Genomic DNA, 24,933 nt, shown 5'->3' with positions numbered 1-24,933 from the left:
ACAGTGCTCATCAGCTGTGCTCCAGGGTTCTCCAGGGAGAACGGCGCCGGCCCTGAGGGCCGGCGCCGACATCAGTACGTCAGTTGGTGGCGTACGAGGGGACGACCTCGGCCTTGTACTTCTGAGCCACGGCGTCGAGCGAAGCCTTGGCGTCCTTGTTCTGGACCAGCACCTCGGTGGCCATCTGGTCGAGCGGACCGAAGAACTGGCCACCCTCCGGGATCCACGGGCGGCTGACGGCGGACTCGGTGACCGGCTTGAAGGCGGTGACGACGGCGTTGCTCTTGACCGTGTCGATCTCGTAAGCCGACTTGCGGGTCGGCAGCAGGCCCAGCTTGTCGGCGAGAGCCGCCTGCGACTCGGCGGAGTTCATGAACTTGATGAACGCGACCGCGGCAGCGGCCTTCTCCTGCGGGACACCCGAGTAGACGACGTAGTTGTGGCCACCGATCGGGGAACCCGCCTTGGCGGAACCGGCCGGGACCGGGGCGATGCCGAGGTTCTCGACGCCACCGAAGCCGGGGGCGGCCTTGACGTTCGCGACCTCCCACGGGCCGTTGACGATGAAGGCGACCTTCTTCTCCTTGAAGAGGGTCATCATCGTGCCGTACGAGTCGGTGGCCGACGGCTTGACCGCCGCGCCGCTGTCGATCAGGTCCTTGGCGACCTTCAGGCCGGCGACGTTCTGCTCCGAGTTGACCACGATCTTCTTGGCAGTGGTGTCGACCAGGTCACCGCCCTCGCCGTACATGAACGGCAGGGCGAAGTAGCCGGCCGGGTTGACGTAGGCGCCGTCGACGCCGGTCTTCTGCTTGACGGTCTGGGCGGCGGTCTTCAGCTCGGCCCAGGTCTTCGGCACCGAGACGCCGGCCTTCTCGACGAGCTCCTTGTTGTAGAGCAGGGCGAGGCTGTCGGTGACCTGCGGGACGCCGTAGGTCTTGCCGTCGAACTTGTTGGAGGCCATCGCGGCCGCGTTGTAGTCCGACTCGTCGGCGAGCAGCTCGGAACCGTCGAGCGAGTACAGGTAGCCCAGGGAGGCGAACTCGGGCACCCAGGCGACCTCGGCACGCAGGATGTCCGGGGCGCCGGTCTTGGCGGCGGCCGCGGTCTTGAACTTGTTCTGCGCGTCGGCGAACGGCACCGACTGGTAGTTGATCTTGACGTTCGGGTACGTCGTGTTGAACTTCTTGATCAGCTCCTGGAAGACCGGACCCTCGTTCTTGGCGTCCGATGTGTCCCACCACGTGAGCTCGGCAGACAGGGAAGCCGGGTCGGCCGCCTTGGTCTCGGTGGCGGCCGGCTTCGAGTCGCTGCCACAGGCGGCGACGGTGAAGGCGAGGGCCACAGAGGAGAGTGCGGCCAGTCCCTTGGTTATGCGACGCATGTTGCGCTCCTTGAAGACCTGCTTGGTGACGCCCCGGACCGTAGCAAGAAGTTTCGGCGTTAGAAACCCCTTGCGAACCAACTTGCAACACGGCCGCCGCGAGAACCCACACGATTCCGGCATCGCGGGCGGTTATGCGGGCGCTAGCTGCTGTTCTGTTACCTTCCGGCCCGGGTCATGGAACATGGTCGACATGGAAGCGGGTTACAACAACTTACCGGCCCACGGACTTACCCGGAGATCGCGGGAGTGACCTTCATGCAACTTCTTGCACGATGCACTGAAAGCACGTGCCGGATTGCGGCGGGTGGCGTCAGCAGTGGAAGCAACATGACGAGCATGTAAAAAGGCGGTGACGGGCATACTGCCCGTCACCGCCTTCGCGGCCACCTGCCGCCTGCCACCGGTCAATGGCCGCCGGTCAGCAGTTCCAGGTCGCGGATCACTTCGGAGATCACAGCCGGATCCAGGTCACCGAGCCTGCCGGTCCGACTGTTGAGCCTGATCGGGCCGAGAGTCTGCTCCGGGATGAGGTCCACACCGCTGAGCAGGATGCCCGGTTCCAGGTCCAGCTCCAGGTCGTCGGCCAGGGACGGACTGATGCTGACCACGGTGCGGCTGTCCCGCATGGCGTTCCGCACCCAGCCGCGGTTCTCCAGGCCCAGCACCGCACGGGACGGTACCTTCGAGCCCTGGAAGCGGGTGAGCAGGACTCCCCCGGCCTCGGCCTCGGCGAGAGCGACGATCTCCCGGCCGAGCTGGGGGAAAGGCTGCAGGATCCGGTAGTCGGCGAAGATCTCCGACCAAGGCGACAGCGTCTCCGCGAGAAGAACCGGATGGACCACACCGACCAGTTCGTCATCGGCGATCGTGGTGACCTGGTCGTCCACATCAGCGAACGTGCCGTCCTCGGCCACCCGGACGCCGCCGGTCAGGACACCCTTCGCGTCGAAGCGGCCCCACAGCAGCCGCCGGGCCAGATGGCGCATCAACGGGTGCTCGGCGTAGAAGCGGCGGAACTCGCCGGCCGGCCAGCGCCGGCCGGTCACCATGGCCCGCTCCAGGCGATGAACCTGGTCGGCGGCGATCGCCCGCACGTCCTTCTTGAGCGTGGCGAACCGCTTGCAGGCCGCGTCGGCCCGCTCGGCGTCGTCACGGGCGCCCGGCTTGGGCATCGCCTTGAGACGCTTCCCGGAGCCGTCGACGACGAACGGCTTCAACTCCTCGTCGAAACCGACGACGAACTGCCGGGGCCCGTAGCCGAGGACCAGGCTGCCGTCACCGTCCAGACCGAAGTCCGGGATCAGGCGATCGGCGAGTTGCTCGGCGCTGAGGCCCTGGCGCTCGGCGACATGGGCGATCTGCCGTTCCGCCGCCGAGCGGATGCCGTTGAACCGGGACCTGGTGGCGACGCGGTTGAGGTGCAGGAGAGCCACATCGGTGCCGATCCGGGCGAGGATCCCCAGTCCGGTGACAGCCCGGGCATGCGCCTTCTGTCCCGGCCACTCCATGATCAACGGAGTCAGCCGCCGCACGGTGTCGTCGTCGCCGGCCACGCCGAGGGCGTCCAGCACCCAGCCCTGCCGGGAGTTGGAACCGGCGGTCTGCCAGGCTTCGAACAACGCCCAGGCGAACCGGGCGAGGTCGGCAGGCTCGCAGGCATCCCGGACGATCTCGACCCCGGGGTACGGCTCGGCGGCGTCGTGCAGCGCGAACACCATCACCAGATCCCGCAGCACACCGGTCGGCAGCACCAGGACCGGCTGTGCCGCGCCGCTGTCTCCGGGCCCGGGAGACAGCGGTAGGTCACAGCCGAACTTTTCGCCCGCCGGTCCAGCGGGCTCGGCGGATCCGGCGGGCGGCCCTGCGTGGGCGGCGGGCTCGATGGGCGACCCTGGGTGGGCGGCGGATCCGGCGGGCGGCCCTGCGTGGGCGGGCTCGATGGGTGGCGTCGCCTGGGCGGCGGACTCGATGGGTGGCGCGGGGAGTTCGGCGGGCCGGGCGGCGCGCCGGAGACGGATCGAGGGCAGCGTGGTGGGGTCCAACCACTGCGGGATGGCGGGGAGCTTCACCGGCAGGATCGCCCATGGACCGCCGGCGATCAGCGTCTCGGCGGCGGATGCCGCCTCGGGGCCGTACGAGGCGGCCACCGCGCGGACCGTCTCGGCGTGACCGGCGGCGCCCAGGTACAACAGCGTGTGCTGCGCCGACCGGCGGGCGCGTCCGTCCGGACCGAATGCTCGCGGCACGAGATGCCTGGCAGCGAACTCAGGGTGTCGTTCCAGCCAGGCGTGCGCTGCCGGGGAGACCTGTCCGCGATGGCCGGGGCGTAGCGGGCCGGGACGTAGGGGATCGAGGCGGGCCTCCATCCGCCAGGCTACGTCGGGGGAGGCGAACGGCAGCATCAACGGGCCGGCCACCGCCGAGTCGTGGAAGGCCAGGCGACGCAGGGGCAGCAGCGCATCAGCCTCGAAGCGGGCGACGATCCGGCGCATCCAGGAATCGGCGTCCGGTGCGGGCACCGGCTTCCAGTCGGCGAGCAGGGGGCGAGCCGTCGCCTCGGGGCCCGCGACGAAGAACTCCACCACCTCACGCCAGTCGACCGTCTCGCCATGGGTCAGCCGGTCGGCGGTGGCCGTCCAGTCACCCGCGCCGGTCAAGTCGAACGGGGCCGACAGCCACTGTTCGCGCTCACCTGGTGCCCACGCCATTCCGGTCGGCGACTCGGGCGCCTTCAGGTCGAGAACGACCGGTGGATGCGCCCGCCGGTTTCGCCACGGCGGGTCGGCGAGCAGCGGCGGCAGCGCCTCGAGCGGGGCCGGCACAGTGGCGGCCACGTCACTCAGGCACTCCCGGATCCGGGCGGCCGGGGTACCGGTCAGCCCGTCGGCGACCCGCTCGGCGAGTGCCGGATCGGCCCGCACCCGGGCCGCGAGCAGATCACTGACCACGGGCTTTCCGGCCGGGACCGCCAAGACCCGCAGTGCCCGTTCCGGGAAGCGGCCGGTCGCCTCGATCAGTGCCCGGCGTACGTCCTGCTGGCCGGCACGGCCGACCAGGCCGCCGAGCGCGCCGTCATCGGGCAGGACGGCGAGGAGGCTGATCAGCTGCTCCCGCTCGACCATCGGAGGGTTGAGCTGATCGAGCCGGCGCAGCAGCAGAGGGACCGCGGCCGGGCCGAGACCGTCGACAAGTGTCGCGTATCCGCCGGGCCATGCGGCTGCCAGCGCCTTGGGCAGCGCCAACGCGGCAGCGGCCTGCTCAGGGGTGCTGATCGCGTTCAACAGCAGCGATGCCCGGTAGTAGTTGTTCTTTCCGCGCAGGAACTGGATCCGTTCGTCGTGGCTGTCCGGCTCGGCGAGCGCCTCGGCCCAGTCCGCCGTCACCCAGTCGCTCCGCGACGGAACCAGCACCGAGGTCGCACAACGGGCGTGCGGGCCGAGTACCCGCAGAGGCTCGAGGGCGGAGACAGTCTCCTCGTGGACGTCGTCCGGTGCGGCCGCAAGCGCCGCGCGGATCCGCAGCAGCATCAGCATGTGAGGATCGGAGAACAGCGCCCAGACCCCGCCGTCGCCGGTGCGGCGCCGGCGCACGCCCATGATCTCCGTACCGTCCCGGCGGATGTCTCGCATCAGCGACCCGCCGCCCTCGGCGACCGTGAACAGGGAGAACAGCGCGACGACCGCTTCGGCGGCGAAACGGACGCCTCGTTCGCCCAGCCAGAGATCAGCGAACCAGGGATGACGCTCGTGCTCGTCGGAGTCGAGATGGATGGCGGCGAAGGCGACGACGGCCGCGCCCTCGGCGGACGCTGACGTCGCACCGTCGAGCCACTCCCGGCCGGCGGCGGCCAGGGCCGGGTCGGTGAGGGCACTGGCGATCACGCCGGGAACGAAGACGGGCAGCTCCCGCATCTGCCCGTCGACGACCTCGCGTGCCCGTGAGTCGGGCTCGACCGGGCGGACGCAGGCCCCGCCCCGGCGCGGATGCAGCTGGGACGACCAGGGTTCGGGAAGATCGAACGACATGAACGGCACCGTACCGGCCGACTGTGACAGAAACGCCGGGCGGTGCGGCCGCCCGGCGTCCCGATGTCACCTCCGCGAGGTCAGCGGGGGACGACCTTCTCGACCGCCCACTGGCGCCAGTTGTCCAGCTTGTGGTGCACGATGGCCAGCTGGTCGGCGACCGGGCCGGGGCCGGTCGAGCCGGGTGTGGTGCGGGCCGCCAGCGCCGACGACACCGAGAGGACCTCGCGCACCGACGGGTCCAGGTGCTCGCTGATCGTCTTCAGATCGTCGTCGGTCACGTCCTCGAGCTCGCACTCGCGCGCCGAGCAGAGCGCCACCAGCTTGCCGGTGATCTCGTGCGCGTCGCGGAACGGCACACCCTTGCGGACCAGCCAGTCGGCGACCTCGGTGGCCAGCGAGAAGCCCACCGGGGCGGCGGCGGCCAGGCGGTCCACCCGGACGGTCATCGTGGAGATCATTCCCGCCAGGGCGGGCAGCAGCAGCTCCAGGGTGTCGACCGCGTCGAAGGCCGGCTCCTTGTCCTCCTGCATGTCCCGGTCGTACGTCAGAGGCAGGCCCTTGAGCATGGTCAGCACCGCGACCAGGCCGCCGACCAGCCGGCCGCTCTTGCCCCGGGCCAGCTCGGCGATGTCGGCGTTCTTCTTCTGCGGCATGATCGACGAGCCGGTGGCGAACGCGTCGTCCAGCTCGACCCAGCCGAACTCGGTCGACGTCCAGAGCACCACCTCCTCGCCGAGGCGGGACAGGTGCACGCCGATCAGCGCGGTCACGAACAGGAACTCGGCCACGAAGTCACGGTCGGCGACGGCGTCCATCGAGTTCTGCGCGGGAGCGGTGAAGCCCAGTTCCTTGGCGACGGCCGCCGGGTCCAGCGGCAGCGACGACCCGGCCAGCGCGCCCGAGCCGAGCGGGCTGATCGCGGTCCGCGCGTCCCAGTCCTTCAACCGTTCCAGGTCACGCAGCAGCGGCTGAACGTGCGCCAGCAGCCAGTGGCCGAAACTGACCGGCTGGGCGTGCTGGACGTGGGTCATGCCGGGTGCCGGGGTGTCGACGTTGCGCGAGGCCTGCTCGGTCAGCGCGTCGGCCAGCTCGATCAGCGCCACGGCCACACCGCGGGCGTGGTCACGCAGGTAGAGCCGCAGGTCGGTGGCGACCTGGTCGTTGCGGGACCGGCCGGCACGCAGCTTGCCGCCGAGGGCGCCGAGCCGCTCCAGCAGGCCGCGCTCCAGGGCGGTGTGCACGTCCTCGTCCTCGATCGTCGGACGGAACTCGCCGGCCGCGCAGGCCGACGCGAGGTCGTCGAGCGCCGCGAGGATCCGGCCCAGTTCGTCGGCGTCGAGCAGGCCGGCGTTGGCCAGCACCCGGGCATGGGCGCGGGAAGCCAGCAGATCGTACGGCGCGAGCCGCCAGTCGAACTGGACGCTGACGCTCAGCCGTGCCAGCGCCTCCGCCGGACCCCCGGCGAAACGGCCGCCCCACAGCCTCGTCGGCTCGTCGCTATCCGACACACCCACTCCTTGTCCGATCACGCCTTGTTCGATCAGGCCTTGTTCGCTCACGTTTCGTTACCTTCCTGACCCTATCGCTGGGCAGCGGGCCGTGATTGGCGGCCCGGCACCATCGCGGTGAGTGGGACGGACCGCTCAAGCCCGGCGGGCGCGGCACGGCCGGGACGGACCCGGACCTCGCGGGCCGCACGAGGCGGCTCACGTAGCCGTACGCATAAAAATGCCTTGGATCTGATAAGTTTGCAACATGACCACCCTCGATCTGACCGGTGATGTTGTCGAGCTCACTCGGACCATCTGTGACATTCCGTCGGTAAGCGGCGACGAGAAGGCTCTGGCCGACGCTGTCGAGAACGCCCTGCGCACCCTGCCGCACCTCGAGGTTCTGCGCGACGGGGACGCCGTGGTGGCCCGGACCTCGCTGGGCCGCCCGACCCGGGTCGTCCTCGCCGGCCATCTCGACACCGTGCCCATCGCCGACAACCTGCCGACCGTGCTCGACGGCGACCTCCTGCGCGGCCGGGGCACCGTCGACATGAAGGCCGGCGTGGCCGTGATGCTCAAGCTGGCCCTGCTGGAGGCGCCGAGGCACGACCTGACGTTCGTCTTCTACGACCACGAGGAGGTGGCGGCCAAGCTCAACGGGCTGGGGCGGCTGGTCCGCAACCACCCGGAGTGGCTGGCCGGCGACTTCGCGATCCTCGGTGAGCCGTCCGACGGGACCGTCGAGGGCGGCTGCCAGGGCACCATGCGCGTGAAGATCACCGTGCCCGGGGTGGCGGCGCACTCGGCCCGCTCGTGGAAGGGCAGCAACGCCATCCACAGCGCGGGGGCGGTGCTCGACATCCTGCGCGCGTACGTGCCGCGGGAGCCGGTCGTCGACGGGCTGCGGTATCACGAGGGCCTCAACGCCGTGAAGATCGAGGGCGGCATCGCCGGGAACGTGATCCCCGACCTGTGCACCGTCTTCGTGAATCATCGGTTCGCGCCGGACCGGGACGTGCCGGCGGCCGAGGCGCACCTGCGGGAGGTGTTCGCCGGGTTCGAGGTGGAGGTCGTGGACGCCGCTCCCGGCGCCCGGCCCGGGCTCGACAAGCCGGCCGCGAAGGAGTTCGTCGAGCTGGTCGGCCGGGAGCCGCAGGCCAAGCTCGGATGGACGGACGTGTCGCGCTTCGCCGGGCTGGGGATTCCGGCGGTCAACTTCGGGCCGGGCGATCCGCTGCAGGCGCACACCGACGGTGAGCATGTGCCGGTGCCGGAGATCAGGCAGGCCCTGCACGTGCTGCTCAGCTGGCTGAGCTGACGCACCGCCGGGTGGTGACCTGCGCCCACATCTGAGCCGCAGGTCACCACGCTTGTCATTCGGCGGGGGTTGCGGCGGCGCGCTGGATGGCGCCCGGCACCGAGTACATGTGGGCGTAGGCGCGCGCCTGCTCACCGGTCCACAGTGACGAACCGTGACCGTAGACGACGCCCGAACGGGTCGCGGCATCCAGCAGGCTGTACGGGCTCTTCGAACCCAGGAGCACGATGTTGCCCTTGTGCAGCAGCACCCGAACGGTGCCGGTGACCCGCGTCTGGCTGGAGTCCAGGAAGGCCCGGAAGTCGTCCATGATGGGGTCGAAGTAGACGGCCTCGTGCAACAGGTCGCCGTAGGTGTTGCCGAGCGTCGCCTTGGTCGCCTGCTGCCGGTTCGACAGGACCAGCTTCTCCAGCTCACGGTGCGCCGCGATGAGGATCAGCATGCCCGGCGCCTCGAACCCGACCCGGGCCAGGTTGCCGACCATGGTCGAACCCATGTGGATGCCCCGGCCGACGCCGTGCTCGCCGCCGAGCCCGTTGAGCGCCGAGAGGATGTCGTAGTTGTTCTCGCTGGGCAGCGGCTCGCCGGCCGCGGTCACCGCCGAGACGACCTCGCCCTTCTCGAAGCTGATCAGCAGCTCGACGCCCTTCTCCGGCGCCTCGTCGATCGACTTCGTGTAGGTCCAGGCCGACTCGGGAAGGTACTCCCACGAGCCGTAGGTCTCCTCGCCACCGATCGACGTGCCGATCAGGCCTTCGTTGATCGAGTACAGCTTGACCTTCTCGCTGACCTCGTAACCCCGCGAACGCAGGAACTCGGTCTCACCCTCGCGGGTGAGCCGCTCGTCCCGGATCGGGGTGACGATCTCCAGCTGCGGGGCCAGGGCCCGGATCACCGCGTCGTAGCGGACGTGGTCGGCTCCGGCGCCCGTCGAGCCGTGCGCCACCGCGTCGGCGCCGACCTCGAGGGCGACCTGCACGACCTTCTCCGCCTGGATCAGCCGCTCCGCGCCGACACATGACGGGTAGGCGCCGTTACGCAGGTAGTTCGCCTTGATCGCGTAGGTGATGACACGGTCGTAGAGCTCCGACCGGGCGTCGACGATGTGGTGCTCGACGGCGCCCAGCTCCTCGGCCCGCGCCTTGACGGCCTCACCCTCGCCGCTGTGCAGGCCGCCGGTGTCGATGTTCGCGGTCACCACGTCCCAGCCGGCCTCGCGGAAGGCGACGAGGGCGTACGAGGTGTCCAGCCCACCGGAGAAGGCGAGAACGATCTTGCGCTTGGTCATCGGGACAGTTCCTTCTCGAGAATCGGTACATATGTCTTACCGTCCCGGCGGACATGACCCGGCGGCAGGACATGGAACTCACAGCGGCCCGCTTCGATGTCCTTCTGCATCGCCCGCTGGCGGCTGTAGTCGAACGGATCGAGCAGGAAGGTCGGCTCCGGCGGCACTCCCCCGGCCGGAAGCGTCAGGTCGCTCTGGTAGACGAACGAACCCGGCGACGTGTGGAACGGGACGGTCGCGACCAGGATCTTCAGCGCGCCGAACTCGGTGTGCACCTTGAGGGCACTGTTGTCGTACTGGGTGACGCCGTCCAGCTTCTGCGCCCGGTACGCGGACAGGGCCAGCGCCTTCGCCGCCTTGCCCAGGCCCACCGCCGGCATCAGCGACCACAGCGACCAGCCCACCCAGCGGCCCGGCTCGGCACTCGGGGCGGCGCAGTAGCCACCGACCGGGACCGGGCCGCGGTAACCGCTGTCCCTCATGTCCTGCTGCACCTTGCGCAGCAACTGCTTCACGTCCGTGTCGAAGCGGAACGTGGACCGCTCGACCATGTCGGCGAACTGCTCCTGCGGCAGGCCCGCGATCAGCGCCGCGGCCGGCATCAGGATCAGGTCGACCATCACCCACTGCGGCATCGGGATGCCCCGGTCACCGAACGCGATGCCGTTGATCACGTTGAAGAAGTTCAGGAAGTCCCGGATCGACCAGTCCTTCTCGGCGGTGTCGGTGAAGTCCAGCCAGGTGAGCTTGTGGCCGTACGGCGTCTCGTTGAGATGGGTCCGCAGTGTGTCGTTCGAGGCGAGGAAGAACTCGACACCGTGCCCGACAAGCGTGTCGGTGTGGTCGGCGAAGTCCGGGAAGCGGGCCTCGACCGCGGGTGGGAACGTCATCTAGCGGCTCTCCTCGTGGTCGGACCTGCTCCAGTTGCTGAGTTTCTCGGCGAGCGCCGCACCCGCCGTGGGACCCGAGTCCCGGGCCACCACGAAGATGGTGTCGTCGCCGGCGATGGTGCCGACCACGTCCGAGAGCCCGGACCGGTCCAGGGCGCTGGCCAGGAACTGCGCCGCGCCCGGCGGGGTACGCAGCACCGCGATGTTGCCGCTCGCGTCGACGCCGGTGAGCAGTTCCCTCAGCAGCCGGATCAGCCGGGCTGGGCCGTGCTCGGTGGTCTCCCGCAACGGCCGGTGCCCGTCCTCGGGAATGTAGTAGACGCCGCTGACCTTGACGGCGTTCAGTTCCTCCAGGTCACGCGAGAGCGTGGCCTGGGTGACGTGGACACCCTCGTGCGCGAGGATCACCGACAGCTCGGTCTGCGACTTGATCCGGCGGGTACGGATCAGGTCGACGAGCCGGGCATGCCTCCCGGCCCTGGTCAGCGGCGTGGCGTTCATCGGGCGTTGACCGCCAGCAACCACGTCAGCAGTGCCTTCTGCGCGTGCAGGCGATTCTCCGCCTGGTCGAAGACGGCGCTCTGCGGACCGTCGATCACCTCGTCGGTGATCTCCTCGTTGCGGTGCGCCGGCAGGCAGTGCAGCACGATCGCCGTGGGATCGGCGGCGGCCAGCAGCTCCTTGTTCACCTGGTACGGCCAGAACGGGGTGCGCCGGTCCTTGCCGTCCTCCTCCTGACCCATCGACGTCCAGGTGTCGGTGGCGATCACGTGCGCGCCGTCGGCCGCCTCACGCGGGTCGCGCAGCACCTCCACCGAACCACCGGTCCACGCCGCGATCTCACCGGCCCGGCTCACCACGGCCGGGGCCGGGTCGAACCCGGACGGTCCGGCCACCCGCACGTGCATCCCGGCCATCGCACCGGCGATCAGGTACGAGTGAGCCATGTTGTTGGCGGCGTCGCCCACGTACGCCAGCACCCTGCCGGCCGTCGAACCGAACCGCTCGCGGATCGTCAGCAGGTCGGCCAGCAGCTGGCACGGGTGGTAGCCGTCGCTCAGGGCGTTGATCACCGGAACCTGGACGCCGGAGGCCAGCTCGGCCAGCCGCTCGTCGCCGTGCGTGCGGTAGACCATCGCCGAGACGTAGCGGGCCACCACCCGCCCGGCGTCGGCAAGCGTCTCGCCCCGGCCGAAGTGGGTGTTCTGGCTGTCCACGATGATCGGCTGGCCGCCCAGCTCGGCGATACCGGCCTCGAACGACAGCCGGGTCCGCAGGCTCGCCTTGTCGAAGAAGACCGCGACGCTGCGCGGGCCGGCCAGCGGGGTGTAGCCGAACCGGTTCGCCTTCATCTCGGCGGCCAGTTCGAGGACCTCGGCCTGTTCCTGCGGGGTCAGATCGTCGTCACGGAGGAAGTGGCGGGTGGTCACCGGATACCGTCCAGAGCAGTGATCAGGGCGTCCGCCTGATCGGAGGAGATGATCAGGGGCGGGGCGAGCCGGATGACGTCCGGCTTGGCGGGGTTCACCAGGAAACCGGCATCCCGCAGCTTCGTGGCGACGTCGGCCGACACCGGCTCGTGGAACACGATGCCGAGCAGCAGACCGGCGCCGCGCACCTGTTTCACCAGCGGGTGACCTTCGATGCCGCGGCGGATCTGCTCCCCGATCCGCTTCACGTGGTCGAGCAGGCCCTCGTTCGCGATCGTGCGGATCACTGCGAGGCCGGCCGCGCAGGAGACCGGGTTGCCGCCGAAGGTCGTACCGTGCGAGCCCGGAGTCAGCAGGCCGGCGGTCGGCCCGAAGGCGATGCAGGCGCCCAGCGGCAGGCCACCGCCGAGGCCCTTGGCCAGGGTGATCATGTCCGGCTCGACGCCCTCGCTCTGGTGGTGGAACCAGTGCCCGGTGCGGCCGATGCCGGTCTGCACCTCGTCCAGCACGAGCAGCGCTCCGCGACGCGAGGTGATCTCCCGGGCCGCGGTGAGGTAGCCCGGCGGGGGCACCACGACGCCGTTCTCACCCTGGATCGGCTCCAGGATGACCATGGCGGTCTCCCCGGTCACCGCCGCCTCGAGCGCCTCGGCGTCACCGAACGGGATGTGGGTGACGTCGCCCGGAAGCGGCCGGAACGGATCCTGCTTCGCCGGCTGGCCGGTCAGGGCGAGCGCCCCCATCGTCCGGCCGTGGAAGGCACCCTCGGTGGCGACGATGTGCGTACGCCCGGTCAGCCGGGAGATCTTGAAGGCGGCCTCGTTGGCCTCCGCGCCGGAGTTGCAGAACAGCACCCGCCCGGCCCGGCCGGCCAGCGCCAGCAGCAGGTCGGCCAAGGCGACCGGCGGCTCGGAGACGTACAGGTTCGAGACGTGCCCCAGCTGCTGGATCTGGTGAGTGACGGCGGCGACCACGGCCGGGTGGGCGTGACCGAGCGCGTTCACGGCGATACCGCCGAGGAAGTCGACGTACTGCTTGCCGTCCTCACCGGTCAGCACCGCGCCCTCACCCTTGACCAGGCCGATCGCCGGGGTGCCGTAGTTGTTCATCATCGACTGCTGCCAGCGTTCGGCCAGAGTCATGAGGGGACCACCATGGTTCCGAATCCTTCTTCCGTGAAGACTTCGAGCAGGGTCGAGTGGGCGACCCGGCCGTCCACGACGTGCGCGGCCGGCACCCCGCCGCGGACAGCGCGCAGGCAGGCCTCCATCTTGGGCACCATCCCGGACTCCAGGGACGGCAGCAGCTTCTCCAGCGCGTCCGCGTCGATCTCCCGGGTCAGCGAGGAGGTGTCCGGCCAGTTCGTGTAGAGACCCGGCACGTCGGTGAGGACCACCAGCTTGCGGGCGCCGAGCGCGACCGCCAGCGCGGAGGCGGCGGTGTCGGCGTTCACGTTGTGCAGCACGCCCCCGGCGTCCGGCGCGACCGTCGCGATCACCGGGATGCGGCCCGCCGCGATCAGGTCGTCGACGGCCGACGTGTCCACCCGGTCGACGTCGCCGACCTGGCCGATGTCGACCTCCTCGCCGTCGATCGTGGCGCCGCGACGAACCGCGGTGAACAGGCGCGCGTCCTCGCCGGACAGGCCCACCGCGTGCGGCCCGTGCTGGTTGATCAGGCCGACGAGTTCCCGCCCGACCTGGCCGGTCAGCACCATCCGGACGATCTCCATCGTCTCCGGCGTGGTGACCCGCAGGCCGCCGCGGAACTCCGACTCGATGCCGACCCGCTTCAGCATCCGGTTGATCTGCGGGCCGCCGCCGTGCACCACGACCGGCTTGATGCCGACCAGCCGCAGGAACACCATGTCGGCGGCGAACGCCTCCTGCAGCGCCGGGTCGATCATGGCGTTGCCGCCGTACTTGATCACGACGGTGGTGCCGTGGAACCGCTCCAGCCAGGGCAGGGCCTCGATCAGGATCTCGGCCTTCTTCTGGGCCTTCATTTCCGGATCGCCTTCATGAGGAGTACGCCGAGTTCTCGTGCACGTACGCGTGGGAGAGATCCGTGGTCCAGATCGTCGCGCTCATCTCGCCCTCGCGCAGGTTGATCGTCACACTGACGTCCCGCCCGGACAGGTCCACCTTGCTGCGGTCCTCGGCGGCCGCACCGCCCTTGCAGATCCACACGCCGTTGATGGCCACGTCGATGCGGTCCGGCTCGAAGGCCGCGCTTGTCGTACCGATCGCCGCCAGGATGCGTCCCCAGTTCGGGTCGTTGCCGAAGAACGCCGTCTTCACCAGGTTGTTGCCCGCGACCGTGCGCCCGACCTGGACGGCGTCCGCCTCGCTGGCGGCGCCCTGCACCTCGATCGCGATGTGCTTGGTGGCGCCCTCGGCGTCGGCGATCAGCTGCTGCGCCAGATCGTGGCAGACCTCGGTGACCGCCGCGGTCAGCTCCGCCGGCGACGGCTGCCGGTTGGAGGCACCGCTGGCCAGCAGCAGCACCGTGTCGTTGGTGGACATGCAGCCGTCCGCGTCGATCCGGTCGAAGGTGACCCGGGTCGCGGCCCGCAGCGCGGCGTCGAGCACCTCGTTGTCGGCCGACGCGTCGGTGGTGATCACGACGAGCATGGTGGCGAGCGCCGGGGCCAGCATGCCGGCGCCCTTCGCGATCCCGCCGACCGACCAGCCGTCCCGCTGGGCGACCGCGTTCTTCGCCACCGTGTCGGTCGTCATGATCGCCTCGGCGGCCCTGGCGCCACCGTCGGCGGCCAGCGCCTTGGCGGCCGCGTTCACACCCGGAAGCAGCTTGTCCATCGGCAGCAGCTCGCCGATCAGGCCGGTCGAGCAGACCGCCACGTCACCGGCGCCGATCATCATCCGGTTCGCGCCGCCGCGGAGCACCGTGGCGGTGTGCTCGGCGGTGGCGTGCGTGTCCCGGAAACCCTGCGAGCCGGTGCACGCGTTGGCCCCGCCCGAGTTGAGGATCACCGCGCGGACGATGCCGCCCCTGAGCACCTGCTGGCTCCACAGCACCGGCGCGGCCTTCACCCGGTTGCCGGTGAACACGCCGGCGGCCGTGTAGTCGGGGCCGTCGTTGACGACCAGGGCGACGTCGGCGTTGCCGCTGGCCTTGAGCCCGGCGGCAACGCCGGAGGCCCGGAATCCCTTGGGATGGGTGACGGTCACGGGGCTACTCCAAACACCGACAGGCCGGTGGTCTCGGGCAGGCCGAACATGATGTTGGCGTTCTGCACCGCCTGGCCGGCGGCGCCCTTGCCCAGGTTGTCCAGCGCGCTCACCACGATGATGCGGCCCGAGTCGATGTCGACCGTGGCCTGCAGGTGGCACGAGTTGGAACCCGCGGTGGCCGCCGTGTGCGGCCAGACGCCCTCCGGCAGCACGTGCACGAACGGCGCGTCGGCGTAGGCGGCCTGCAACGCCTCCCGCGGATCGCCGCCGTTGAGACGACGCGTGGTGACCGTCGCCAGGATGCCGCGCGGCATCGGCGCCAGGATCGGCGTCATCGACAGCGAGGAGGCTCCGGTCGCCTGCTTGATCTCGGCGACGTGCTGGTGCGCGCCGACCTTGTAGGGCGACAGGTCACCCATGATCTCGCTGGCCAGCAGGTGCACCTTGGCGTTGCGCCCGGCCCCCGACGTGCCCGAGCTGGCCACCACCACGACATCCTCCGGGTCGGCCACGCCCGACGCGATCAACGGCGCCAGCGCCAGAGTGATCGTCGCCGCATAACAACCCGTGTTCGCCACGCGGGTCGCCGTGGCGATCGCCGCCCGCGCACCCGGCAGCTCCGGCAGACCGTAGGTCCACGTGCCGGCATGCCCGCCACCGTAGTAACGGGTCCACTGCTCGGCGCTCTCCAGCCGGAAGTCGGCACCCAGGTCGACGACCTTCGTGTCCGGCGCGAGCAGAGCCGCCACGGACGCCGACTGCCCATGCGGCAGAGCAAGGAACACGAGGTCAGCCCCACTGAGGGTGGCCGCATCGGTGGTGCCGAGGGTCAGATCGAGTCCAGCCAGTTGCGGGTGCACCGCGCTGACCGGCGAACCGGCCTGACTGTGCGCGGTCGCCGCGACCAGTTCGAACTCCGGATGTCCGGCGATCAGGCGCAGCAACTCACCGCCCGCGTAGCCACTGGCTCCCGCCACCGCGACCCTGATTCCCATGCCTACCTCCGTATGACTATGCAGAAGAACGTATCAACTCCCACCCTCGGCAGCAACCGAGAAACGACCCATCCCGCATGCTGAGCGATGCGGCCGGTCACCGGTCGTTTTTCTCCGATTTCGTACGGACGTGCGCGCTCCGCAGAATGGAGGCCGTCCCGGACTGCACCACGACGCGGGCGTCTCCTCCGGCCCGTACAGCGCCCGCCGGGCCGTGGGCGACCCTGCCGCTCACGGCCGAAGCCGACACCGGCGATCCGGACCGCATGCCCGGCTTGCGTCAGTTGATGGCGGCCCAGTCGTTCCAGGCGGCCAGCCAGTCGTCCTGCGCCGCGGCGATGGCCTGGATCTTGGCGTAGTCGACCGGGCGCAGACCGCGCTGGCGCTGCCAGGCCAGCTGGGCCGGCCGGCTGGGGACGGCCGGGCCGAGACCTGTGCCGTGCAGAAGCGTCTCCGCGATCGCGCGTTCGCGGAGTCTCCGGTCGGTACGGAACCAGCCGGCCGCCCGGTCCAGGCGCGTCAGCTGGTCGAGCATGGCCTGGACGGAACGGCGGGCCTCCTCCTCCGGTTCACCGGCGAGGTCGGTCTGCCGGCGGACGGCGTCGCGCCACAGGGCCTCCCAGCCCCGCGGCAACTGCGGGCGCGGGCCGCCGTTGGCCGTCCAGGCGTCGTAGGCGCGGGAGGAGGCGAGCACCGCGTCCACCAGCGTGAGGTGCGGTTCGCGCGAGACCGGATCGGAGTCCGCGGGCGGGTCCGCCGGCGGCTGGTCATCGGGTGGCGGAACCCGGTCCGCGTGGTCGGACTCCATGCGGCACCCCCTCGGTCGACGCCTCATGCTGCCGCGCCGGAGCCGTGGCCCGGCGCCGCTGAACTTCCGGGATGCCCCCGTCGCGGAAACGGCGCCGTGCCGACGGGTCCGCCGGACGGCACCGTAAGAAAAGCACGAAGCGTCAACCATCCACCCTGCCCGGTCCGATGTCACGCCGGGCAGCCACCCCGGCAGCGCAGGGCCCGGCCAGCTCGGACGGTGCTGGTCAGGTGGCCTGGGCGAGCGTCAAGGAGAACCAGTTCCGCTCGTCGGTCCACCAGTGGCGTGGCGTGAAGCCAGCCGCCTCGAGTTCGGTGGTCAGGCCTTCGCGGCGGAATTTGGCGGAGATCTCGGTGCGCAGTTCGGAGCCGGCCGGGAACGGCACGTCCAGGTCCAGGGCCTCGATCCGGACCCGCTGGTCGCGGTGGGAACGCAGGCGCATCTCGATCCACTCCTGCCGCGGGTCCCAGAGCGCGACGTGGCCGAAGGCGGCCGGATCGAAGTCGGCGCCGAGTTCACGGTTGATGACGTGCAGGACGTTGCGGTTGAAGGCGGCGGTGACGCCGGCCGGGTCGTCGTACGCGGGCACCAGCACAGTCGGATCCTTGACCAGGTCGGCGCCGAGGAGCAGCCATTCGCCCTCGTGCAGCACCGATCGCAGGGAACTCAGGAAGGCGGAGCGTTCGCCGGGAACGAGGTTGCCGATGGTGCCGCCGAGAAACGCGACGAGCCGGCTGTCGCCGTCGGGCAGGTGGCGCAGGTGACGGGTCATGTCGGCGACGACGCCGCGGATGCTGAGGCCGGGATAGGCCTCGGTCAGCGACGTCACGGCGGCGGACAGGGCGGACGCCGAGACGTCGAGGGGGACGAACGCGCCGAGGGTGCCGTGGGCGACCAGTGCGTCGAGCAGCAGCCGGGTCTTCTCCGACGAGCCGGAACCGAGCTCCACCAGGGTTTTCGCCTCGGTGGCGCGGGCCACAGCGGCGGCGTGCTGTTCGAGGAGCGCTCGTTCGGTACGGGTCGGGTAGTACTCCTCCAGCCGGGTGATCTCCTCGAACAGTTCGCTGCCGCGGGCGTCGTAGAACCACTTCGGCGGCAGCTGTCGCGGGTCGGCGGTGAGGCCGTTGCGTACGTCGGCGCGCAGTTCACGGGCCAGGTAGTCGTCGTTGAGGTGCTGGTCCAAAGTCACGGGTCGAACACCTTTCACCGGGAATCGCTACAGCGGGGTGATCTCCACCTGGGTGGCGGAAGCCACGACCAGGTGGCCGTCGGGGACCGGCTGCCAGGCCGGGCCGGGGTCGAGGGGTTCGGAGCTGATCAGGGTCGAGTCACGCAGCGAACGGACCGACAGCGCATGACCGACGGTGGTCGCGATGAGCTGGGCGCCGTCGGTGAGCAGCAGGTTCAGCCGGGATCCGGGGGCGGCGGCGGCCACCTCGGCGACCACGGTGGTGACGGCTTTCGACGCGGGTTCTCCGGCCCGCAGTTTGGCGCGTACCAAAGCCCAGATCGTCGCGGAGTCGGTGGGCGCGTCGAGGGTGAGCAGATCTTCGACCGGAAGGTCACGGGCCTGCGCGGCGACGGCCGAAGGCCAGCCGCGGACGACGCCGTTGTGACTGAAGAGCCACCGGCCGTCGGTGAACGGCGCGGCGGCAGTCTCGACGACCGGGAGCCCGACGGTGGCCGAGCGGACCGCCGCCAGGATCGCCGGGGACGAGGTGGCGGCGGCCAGCGCGGGCAGTGACGCGTCCGTCCAGATCGGCATCGCGCTGCGGTAACGCACCGCGGTGCCGGAGCCGGGCGGCCACCAGCCGACACCGAAGCCGTCGGCGTTGATGGTGCCTCCGCCACGCATGTCGCGGGGCGCCCACGCCTGGGTGGCGAGGGCGTGCGGCGGATCAAAGATCAAGTTCCGCAGCTGTACGGGCGGACCGAGGTACCCGAGATGCCGGCACATCAGGCGTCCCGTGCGCAGCGGAACCCGCTGAAGATCTGCCGCCGGATCGGATGGTCCCAGTTGCGGAAGGTGCCCCGGCACGCGGCCGCGTCGGTGCCGAACGAGCCGCCGCGCAGTACCCGGTAGTCACCGCCGAAGAACACCTCCGAGTACTCGCGGTAGGGGAACGCCGAGAACCCGGGGTAGGCGTGGAAACCGGAGGAGGTCCACTCCCAGACGTCGCCGATGAGCTGGTGCACTCCCTGCGGCGAGGCGCCGTCCGGGTAGGCGCCGGCCGGTGCCGGGCTGAGATGCCGCTGGCCCAGGTTGGCGTGGCGCAGGCCGGGCGGGTCGTCGCCCCACGGGTACCGGCGGGAGCGGCCGGTCGCCGGGTCCCAGCGGGCGGCCTTCTCCCACTCGGCCTCGGTGGGCAGGCGTTTCCCGGCCCAGGCGGCGTAGGCCTCGGCCTCGAAGAAACAGACGTGCACAACCGGCTCGTCGGCTCTGACCGGTTCGACGTGGCCGAACCTGCTGCGGAGCCAGCCGCCGGCGTCCCGGATCCAGTGCAACGGCGCGGTCAGGTCCGCCTTCTGCCGGTACCGCCAGCCGCGTTCGCTCCACCAGCGCGGGTCGTCGTAGCCGCCGGCGTCCATGAACGCCAGGTAGGCACCGTTGGTGACCGGAGTGGCGTCGATCCAGAAGGCGCCGACGTCGACCGGGTGGGCCGGCCGTTCGTTGTCGAGGGCCCAGGGTTCGGTGTCCGTACCCATGGTGAATCTTCCCGCGTCGATCAGGACCTCCGCGGCGGTCTCGCCGCCGGCCGGGGGTGCGGGGGCGGTGAGGACCGGAGTGCCGCCGCGCAGCTGGTGCGTGGCCAGCATGGTCTCGTCGTGCTGCTGCTCGTGCTGGACGATCATGCCGAACGCGAACCCGCCGTCCACCAGCCGCCGGCCCTGGTCGAACCGCACCCGGTCCAGTACGTCGAGCGCCTTGTCCCGCACCCGGGCCGTGTAGGCGCGCGCCTCCGCCGGGCTGAGCAGCGGCAGCGCCGGCCGGTCGCTGCGGGCGTGTTTGAAGGCGTCGTAGAGCTCGTCGATGTCGTGCCGGACCGGGTCGCGTCCGCCGACGTCCCGGACCAGCCAGAGTTCCTCCTGGTTGCCGACGTGCGCCAGATCCCAGACGAGCGGGGACATCAGCGGCGAATGCTGCCTGGTCAGGTCGTCGTCGTCGACGGCGTCGGTGAGCAGCGCGGTCCGGGCCCGGGCGCGCTCCAGTTCGGTCGCGATCACCAGCCGCAGGTCACTCATGCTGTGCCCGCCTTCGCATGCCCTCCCGGCCCTCGCCGGAGACGTTCCTGATCGGGCGCGGCGGGCTGCCGCTCGGTGCAGTCGGTCATGCTGTGCCCGCCTTCGCATGCACTCCCGGCCCTCGCCGGAGACGTTCCTGATCGGGCGCGGCGGGCTGCCGCTCGGTGCAGTCAGTCATGCGGGGATGCCCTCTCTGGCGTAGGAGTCGTGCAGTCGGCGGGTGACGATGCCGGTTACCCGGTCGCGGACGGCCGCCGGGAGGCCGGTCCGATCCAGGTGGCGGCAGGCCAGGTCGGCCAGGGCCGTGGCGGCCTCACGCACCGGGTGATCGGCCAGTCCGAGCCGGGCCGCGGCGTCCCACCGGCCGGCTGCCGGGGCGGCCAGCTCCCGGGCCCGGCCGGTGAGGTCGTCGTCGGCGAGCAGCGCGGTCACCACGGCGGCCGGGGCGATCCATTCCTCCCCGGGTTGGGTGTCGAGGTAGCGGACCTCGAGGTAGCCGCGCGGGCGTACCGGCGGGAACAGGGTGTTGAGGTGATAGTCGAGGTCGGCGATCGCCGGTGGCCGGGTGACCGGGTCGGCGAGGATCGGGGGCCGTGACCTGCGCGGGCCGATGCGCCGGGCGCCGATCCGTCCGGAGCCGCCCGGTCCGCCCTCGATGCCACCGACCTCGATCCAATCGGCCATGGTGACGCCGGGTGGGACGTCCCACCGGCCGCTGTCGCGCCGCACGCACAGCAGCGGCGCCTCGAGCGCGTAGTGTGCCCAGCTCACCGCCGGGTCGGCCGATGACGGGACGGGTCCTGCCCGCCGGGGGTCGATACCGTGCCAGGCGGCCGTCCGCGCCGACGCCCAGCCGTGCCGCCGGGAGTTGGCGAAGAGGGCCAGCAGGGCGGGGCCGGCCTCGTGCAGCGCCGCCCACCGGGCCGGGATCTGGTGGGGCTCGCCCGCGTCGAGGCACACCTGCAGGCCGGCGGTCGCACCCATCATGGTGCGCCCGGCGTCGTCGAAGGCACGGTCCATCGCGGCGTAGCGCGGGGTGTCGAGGATCCGGCGGGGCGCCCGGTGCGGATCGAGGCCCTGCTCCCCCAGGACGATGCCGCTGCGGGCCAGCAGTCCGGTCAGGACCTGACGGTCGGACTCGACCGCGGCGTGCAGTTCGGCGAGGGAGCCGGCCGGGGCCGAGGAGATCTCGACCTGTCCGCCCGGTTCGACGGTGACGGTGCCGCCGCCCGGCAGCGGCACGGGTTGCGGATTGCCGAGAGCCGCCGGGGCGTGCACGCCCAGCGCTTCGGCCAGGTCGCCGGCCCGCAGATGCACGGACGGGTCGGCGGCTCGATGTGTGGTCCACTCCAATTCGGCACCCACCTGCCGTGGCGGCCCGGTCTTGAAGCAGATGCCGGTTATGTGCTCAATCGCCTCAGAGGTCCGACGAAGGACCCGGTCAGCCGAACCCATACTCCCCCAATGACTACAACGAGTAATCAACAGATCTCTCTGCGTCCGATCCGGTTAGGACCTTACCGGCACCCTCTGACATTCGCCTCCCCTCAAGTCTTCCCGCATGATGAAGTTCCGGAACCGTCACGGGGTGCCGGAACCGGTTCCGGACGTGGAAGACTCGCAACCGTTCGTGTTCGGCAGACCCCTCGGAGAAACGCATGCCTTTGCCATATCAGGACTCCTCGCTCCCCGTGCGTGAGCGTGTGGAGGATCTGCTGGGCCGAATGACGCTGCCCGAGAAGGTCGGCCAGATGCTCCAGCTCGACGCCCGCCAGGACCTCTCGGAGATCGTCCTCGACAAGCTCGCCGGATCGATCCTGCACACCTCGCCGGCCAAACTCGTCGAGGCCGCCGAGCTGACCGCCCGCACCCGGCTGCGGATCCCGCTGATCACCGCCGAGGACTGCATCCACGGTCACGCCTTCTGGCCCGGCGCCACGGTGTTCCCGACCCAGCTCGCCATGGCCGCCAGCTGGGACCCCGCCCTGGTCGAGCGGGTCGCCCGGGCCACCGCGGTCGAGGCCGCCGCCACCGGCGTGCACTGGACCTTCTCACCCGTGCTGTGCATCGCCCGCGACCTGCGCTGGGGCCGGGTGGACGAGACGTTCGGCGAGGACCCGTACCTGATCGGTGAACTCGGCGCCGCGATGATCCGCGGCTACCAGGGCGAAGGCCTCACCGACCCGACCGCGATCCTGGCCACCGCCAAGCACTTCGCCGGGTACTCCGAGACACAGGGCGGCCGCGACGCCAGCGAGGCCGACATCAGCCGGCGCAAGCTGCGCTCCTGGTTCCTGCCGCCGTTCGAGCGGGCCGCCGCCGAGGGCTGCCGGGTCTTCATGCTCGGCTACCAGTCGATGGACGGCGTACCGATCACCGCCAACAAATGGCTGCTCAACGACGTGCTCAAGGAGGAGTGGGGCTTCGCCGGCACCCTCGTGACCGACTGGGACAACGTCGGCCGGATGGTCTGGGAACAGAAGGTCTGCGCCGACTACGCGGAGGCCGCCGCGGTCGCCGTGAAGGCCGGGAACGACCTGATCATGACGACACCGGCCTTCTTCGAAGGCGCCCAGGAGGCGATCCGGCGCGGCGTTCTCGGTGAGGACGAGATCGATGCCGCGGTACGCCGGATCCTGCGCCTGAAGTTCGAGCTGGGCCTGTTCGAGAACCCGCGCACCCCCGACGCCGACCGGCAGCGTGAGGTGATCGGCTGCTCCGAGCACACCCTGCTCAACCTGGAGATCGCCCGCCGGTCGCTGGTGCTGCTGCGCAACGAGGGCGTACTCCCGCTTCCGTCGTCGGCATCGAAGCGCATCGCACTGCTCGGCCCGAACGCCGACGACGTGTCCGCGCACCTCGGCGACTGGGCCGGGAACTCGGGCCAGGTCGACTGGATGCCCGACGGCCACCCGCGGGAACTCACCTCGACCGTCCTCGACGGGCTTCGTGACCTGCTGCCGGACGGCTGGCAGATCGACTTCGACCCGGCCGTCGAGATCGAACGCCTCGTCCCGGACCCGGAGGGCGAGACCTTCCCGGACGGCCAGCCGCGCCCGCCGATCTCGGTCGGGATCCCGGCCGACCCGGCACGCCTGGAGCAGGCCGCCCGGCTGGCCGCCGCGGCGGACTACGCCATCGTGGTCGTCGGCGACACCGTCAACCTGAACGGCGAGCACAAGTCGACCGCCACCCTGGAACTGCAGGGCGGTCAGATCGCACTGCTCGACGCGGTCGCGGCCACCGGCACCCCGATGATCGTGATCCTGATCGACGGCAAACCGCACACGCTGCCGCCGTCGGCGCTCGGTGCGGCCGCCATCGTGCAGGCCTTCAACCCCGGCATGCGCGGCGGTCAGGCGATCGCCGAACTGCTGCTCGGCCACATCGAGCCGTCCGGCCGGATGCCGATCTCCGCGGCCCGCCACGCCGGACAGCAGCCGATCTACTACAACCAGGTACGCGGCCAGCACGGCACCAGGTACGCCGACCTCACCCAGGACCCGCTCTTCGCCTTCGGTGAGGGCCTCAGCTACACCACCGTCACCTACGACGGGCTGAGCATCGAGGAACCCGACGTGGCCGCCGACGGCGTGGTCCGGGCCACCGTGCGGCTCAGCAACACCGGGACGCGACCGGCCCTGGAGACCGTGCAGGTCTATGTGAGCGATCTGGTCACCAGCGTCACCTGGGCCAGCCGGGAACTCAAGGCGTACCGGCAGGTGACGGTGCCGCCGGGCGAGAGCGTCACGGTGAACCTCGACGTGCCGGCCGCGGACTGCACGCTTGTCGACGCCGACGGGCGCCGCGTCGTCGAAGCCGGCGACTTCGAACTGCTGGTCGGCCCGAACTCGCGGCCGGCGGCACTGCTGGCCGCGAAGTTCCGGATCTCCTGACCGGACCCGCTCCGCCGAGGCCGGGGGAACCGCCGCGAACACGAACTGCCCGGACATCCGGACAGAACGCGGCGGCGGTTCTCCGGCCCGCACCCCGACGGCGATACCGTCGTGTACCCGGTAGGGACCTCCGGAAGTCCCTACTGTCGGTGACATGACGACAACCGTGAAGACCAAACACCGTGCCATGTGGGCCTCCGGCGACTATCCGGCGATCGCCTCCGAAATCGTCGCACCCCTCGGTCCGGCCCTGGTCCGGGCCGTCGGCATCGGCCCCGGGCAAACCGTCCTCGACGTCGCGGCGGGCACCGGGAACGCAGCCGTCGCCGCCGCACTGGCCGGCGCCACGGTCACCGCAAGTGACCTGACCCCGGAGTTGCTAGCCATCGGCGAGAAGAACTCACCCGTACCGCTGACCTGGGTCGAAGCTGACGCCGAGGCACTGCCTTTCGACACCGCCTCCTTCGACGCGGTCATCTCCTGCATCGGCGTCATGTTCGCGCCGTTCCACACGGCCGCCGCCGCCGAACTGCTCCGGGTGTGCCGGCCCGGCGGCAGCATCGGCCTGGCCAACTGGACACCGCAGGGATTCGTCGGGCAGATGTTCGCGACCATGAAGCCGTACGCCGCCCCGCCGCCTCCGGGAGCCCAGCCGCCGCCGCTGTGGGGTGATCCCGGCCACCTGGCGGAACTGCTCGGCGCGGGTGTCACCGACGTCCGGCTGGAGCGTCAGGAGCTGCGGGTCGACCACTTCGGCGGTGGCGCCGAGTTCCGCGACTACTTCAAGCGCAACTACGGCCCGGCGATCGCCGTCTACCGCAACATCGCCGACGATCCGGCCCGCGTCGCGGCCCTCGACGCGGACCTCCTGGCCCTGGCGGACCGCCACGATCTCGGCGGCGGTGCCATGAACTGGGAGTACCTGATCTACACCGCCCGCCGGGCGGCCCTCTAGCCGGCCGT

At 70.7% G+C, this 24,933-nt stretch carries 19 protein-coding genes; 3 read left to right on the top strand and 16 right to left on the bottom strand.

From position 1 onward, the window contains the following. Positions 1-79: 79 nt before the first annotated feature. The 3 genes from AB0G04_RS37065 to argH all read right to left on the bottom strand — a co-directional run bounded on the left by AB0G04_RS37065 (position 80) and on the right by argH (position 6,929). Positions 80-1,384, bottom strand: coding sequence for an extracellular solute-binding protein (locus AB0G04_RS37065; RefSeq protein WP_360992950.1), 1,305 nt, complete (start codon positions 1,382-1,384; stop codon positions 80-82). Positions 1,385-1,791: 407 nt separating this feature from the next. After that, complete coding sequence (locus tag AB0G04_RS37060) at positions 1,792-5,412, bottom strand: DUF4132 domain-containing protein (RefSeq protein ID WP_360992947.1); 3,621 nt, start codon at positions 5,410-5,412, stop codon at positions 1,792-1,794. Between the two features lie 80 nt (positions 5,413-5,492). Then, entirely contained in the window at positions 5,493-6,929 is a 1,437-nt protein-coding gene (argH, locus tag AB0G04_RS37055; RefSeq protein ID WP_360993058.1) for an argininosuccinate lyase, read from the bottom strand. A 241-nt stretch (positions 6,930-7,170) separates the two neighbouring features. Here argH and dapE point away from each other — a divergent pair, with 241 nt between their 5' ends. Then, entirely contained in the window at positions 7,171-8,226 is a 1,056-nt protein-coding gene (gene dapE, locus AB0G04_RS37050; RefSeq protein ID WP_360992944.1) for a succinyl-diaminopimelate desuccinylase, read from the top strand. A 55-nt stretch (positions 8,227-8,281) separates the two neighbouring features. Here the strand turns inward: dapE and argG are convergent, their stop codons facing one another. From argG to AB0G04_RS36985, 13 genes are all read right to left on the bottom strand, one after another. Then, the gene (argG, locus tag AB0G04_RS37045) at positions 8,282-9,514 is read right to left on the bottom strand and encodes an argininosuccinate synthase (protein WP_360992941.1); all 1,233 of its coding nucleotides are present in this window, start codon (positions 9,512-9,514) and stop codon (positions 8,282-8,284) included. After that, positions 9,511-10,404 carry a hypothetical protein gene (locus tag AB0G04_RS37040; RefSeq protein ID WP_360992938.1) on the bottom strand — a complete coding sequence of 298 codons (894 nt, stop codon included), beginning with the start codon at positions 10,402-10,404 and terminating at the stop codon, positions 9,511-9,513. The genes argG and AB0G04_RS37040 overlap by 4 nt, the downstream gene beginning before the upstream one ends. Next, positions 10,405-10,905 (bottom strand): arginine repressor, encoded by a 501-nt coding sequence (locus AB0G04_RS37035; protein ID WP_360992935.1) that lies wholly within the window; start codon positions 10,903-10,905, stop codon positions 10,405-10,407. Next, the gene (gene argF, locus AB0G04_RS37030) at positions 10,902-11,834 is read right to left on the bottom strand and encodes an ornithine carbamoyltransferase (protein ID WP_360992933.1); all 933 of its coding nucleotides are present in this window, start codon (positions 11,832-11,834) and stop codon (positions 10,902-10,904) included. The genes AB0G04_RS37035 and argF overlap by 4 nt, the downstream gene beginning before the upstream one ends. Next, positions 11,831-12,976 (bottom strand): acetylornithine transaminase, encoded by a 1,146-nt coding sequence (locus tag AB0G04_RS37025; RefSeq protein ID WP_360992930.1) that lies wholly within the window; start codon positions 12,974-12,976, stop codon positions 11,831-11,833. Before AB0G04_RS37025 ends, argF begins: the two co-directional genes overlap by 4 nt. Continuing rightward, on the bottom strand, positions 12,973-13,839 hold the full coding sequence (argB, locus tag AB0G04_RS37020; RefSeq protein WP_360992927.1) for an acetylglutamate kinase: 867 nt from the start codon (positions 13,837-13,839) through the stop codon (positions 12,973-12,975). The genes AB0G04_RS37025 and argB overlap by 4 nt, the downstream gene beginning before the upstream one ends. Before the next feature lie 13 nt (positions 13,840-13,852). Continuing rightward, the gene (argJ, locus tag AB0G04_RS37015; RefSeq protein WP_360992924.1) at positions 13,853-15,025 is read right to left on the bottom strand and encodes a bifunctional glutamate N-acetyltransferase/amino-acid acetyltransferase ArgJ; all 1,173 of its coding nucleotides are present in this window, start codon (positions 15,023-15,025) and stop codon (positions 13,853-13,855) included. After that, positions 15,022-16,023, bottom strand: coding sequence for an N-acetyl-gamma-glutamyl-phosphate reductase (gene argC / locus AB0G04_RS37010; RefSeq protein ID WP_360992922.1), 1,002 nt, complete (start codon positions 16,021-16,023; stop codon positions 15,022-15,024). Before argC ends, argJ begins: the two co-directional genes overlap by 4 nt. A 280-nt stretch (positions 16,024-16,303) precedes the next feature. Beyond that, on the bottom strand, positions 16,304-16,831 hold the full coding sequence (locus AB0G04_RS37005) for a hypothetical protein (protein ID WP_360992919.1): 528 nt from the start codon (positions 16,829-16,831) through the stop codon (positions 16,304-16,306). Between the two features lie 226 nt (positions 16,832-17,057). Next, a complete protein-coding gene (gene egtD, locus AB0G04_RS37000; protein ID WP_360993055.1) occupies positions 17,058-18,014 on the bottom strand; it encodes an L-histidine N(alpha)-methyltransferase in 957 nt (318 codons plus the stop codon). Between the two features lie 33 nt (positions 18,015-18,047). Continuing rightward, positions 18,048-18,788, bottom strand: a complete 741-nt coding sequence (gene egtC / locus AB0G04_RS36995) for an ergothioneine biosynthesis protein EgtC (protein ID WP_360992917.1) — start codon at positions 18,786-18,788, stop codon at positions 18,048-18,050. Next, on the bottom strand, positions 18,788-20,074 hold the full coding sequence (gene egtB, locus AB0G04_RS36990) for an ergothioneine biosynthesis protein EgtB (RefSeq protein WP_360992914.1): 1,287 nt from the start codon (positions 20,072-20,074) through the stop codon (positions 18,788-18,790). The genes egtC and egtB overlap by 1 nt, the downstream gene beginning before the upstream one ends. Positions 20,075-20,248: 174 nt before the next feature. After that, complete coding sequence (locus AB0G04_RS36985; RefSeq protein ID WP_360992911.1) at positions 20,249-21,427, bottom strand: glutamate-cysteine ligase family protein; 1,179 nt, start codon at positions 21,425-21,427, stop codon at positions 20,249-20,251. A gap of 305 nt (positions 21,428-21,732) precedes the next feature. On the opposite strand from AB0G04_RS36985, the gene AB0G04_RS36980 reads away from it, so the two are divergent. Together AB0G04_RS36980 and AB0G04_RS36975 are read left to right on the top strand one after the other, a co-directional pair. Next, the gene (locus AB0G04_RS36980) at positions 21,733-23,970 is read left to right on the top strand and encodes a glycoside hydrolase family 3 N-terminal domain-containing protein (protein ID WP_360992908.1); all 2,238 of its coding nucleotides are present in this window, start codon (positions 21,733-21,735) and stop codon (positions 23,968-23,970) included. A gap of 154 nt (positions 23,971-24,124) precedes the next feature. Continuing rightward, a complete protein-coding gene (locus AB0G04_RS36975; protein ID WP_360992905.1) occupies positions 24,125-24,925 on the top strand; it encodes a class I SAM-dependent methyltransferase in 801 nt (266 codons plus the stop codon). The last annotated feature ends 8 nt before the right edge of the window (positions 24,926-24,933 follow it).

Origin of the sequence: Actinoplanes sp. NPDC023801 (genome assembly GCF_040639655.1) — a bacterium.
Taxonomy (GTDB): domain Bacteria; phylum Actinomycetota; class Actinomycetes; order Mycobacteriales; family Micromonosporaceae; genus Actinoplanes.
This window is presented reverse-complemented; position numbering and strand designations above follow the sequence as displayed.

Excerpts from the sequence above, each read along its gene's own strand:
- AB0G04_RS37025 (WP_360992930.1), bottom strand. The coding sequence starts at position 12,976 with ATGACTCTGGCCGAACGCTGGCAGCAGTCGATGATGAACAACTACGGC.
- egtC (WP_360992917.1), bottom strand. The coding sequence starts at position 18,788 with ATGTGCCGGCATCTCGGGTACCTCGGTCCGCCCGTACAGCTGCGGAAC.
- AB0G04_RS37060 (WP_360992947.1), bottom strand. The coding sequence starts at position 5,412 with ATGTCGTTCGATCTTCCCGAACCCTGGTCGTCCCAGCTGCATCCGCGC.
- argG (WP_360992941.1), bottom strand. The coding sequence starts at position 9,514 with ATGACCAAGCGCAAGATCGTTCTCGCCTTCTCCGGTGGGCTGGACACC.
- AB0G04_RS36975 (WP_360992905.1), top strand. The coding sequence starts at position 24,125 with ATGACGACAACCGTGAAGACCAAACACCGTGCCATGTGGGCCTCCGGC.
- egtB (WP_360992914.1), bottom strand. The coding sequence starts at position 20,074 with ATGAGTGACCTGCGGCTGGTGATCGCGACCGAACTGGAGCGCGCCCGG.
- dapE (WP_360992944.1), top strand. The coding sequence starts at position 7,171 with ATGACCACCCTCGATCTGACCGGTGATGTTGTCGAGCTCACTCGGACC.
- argB (WP_360992927.1), bottom strand. The coding sequence starts at position 13,839 with ATGAAGGCCCAGAAGAAGGCCGAGATCCTGATCGAGGCCCTGCCCTGG.
- AB0G04_RS37005 (WP_360992919.1), bottom strand. The coding sequence starts at position 16,831 with ATGGAGTCCGACCACGCGGACCGGGTTCCGCCACCCGATGACCAGCCG.
- AB0G04_RS37035 (WP_360992935.1), bottom strand. The coding sequence starts at position 10,905 with ATGAACGCCACGCCGCTGACCAGGGCCGGGAGGCATGCCCGGCTCGTC.
- AB0G04_RS37040 (WP_360992938.1), bottom strand. The coding sequence starts at position 10,404 with ATGACGTTCCCACCCGCGGTCGAGGCCCGCTTCCCGGACTTCGCCGAC.
- argC (WP_360992922.1), bottom strand. The coding sequence starts at position 16,023 with ATGGGAATCAGGGTCGCGGTGGCGGGAGCCAGTGGCTACGCGGGCGGT.
- AB0G04_RS36980 (WP_360992908.1), top strand. The coding sequence starts at position 21,733 with ATGCCTTTGCCATATCAGGACTCCTCGCTCCCCGTGCGTGAGCGTGTG.
- AB0G04_RS37065 (WP_360992950.1), bottom strand. The coding sequence starts at position 1,384 with ATGCGTCGCATAACCAAGGGACTGGCCGCACTCTCCTCTGTGGCCCTC.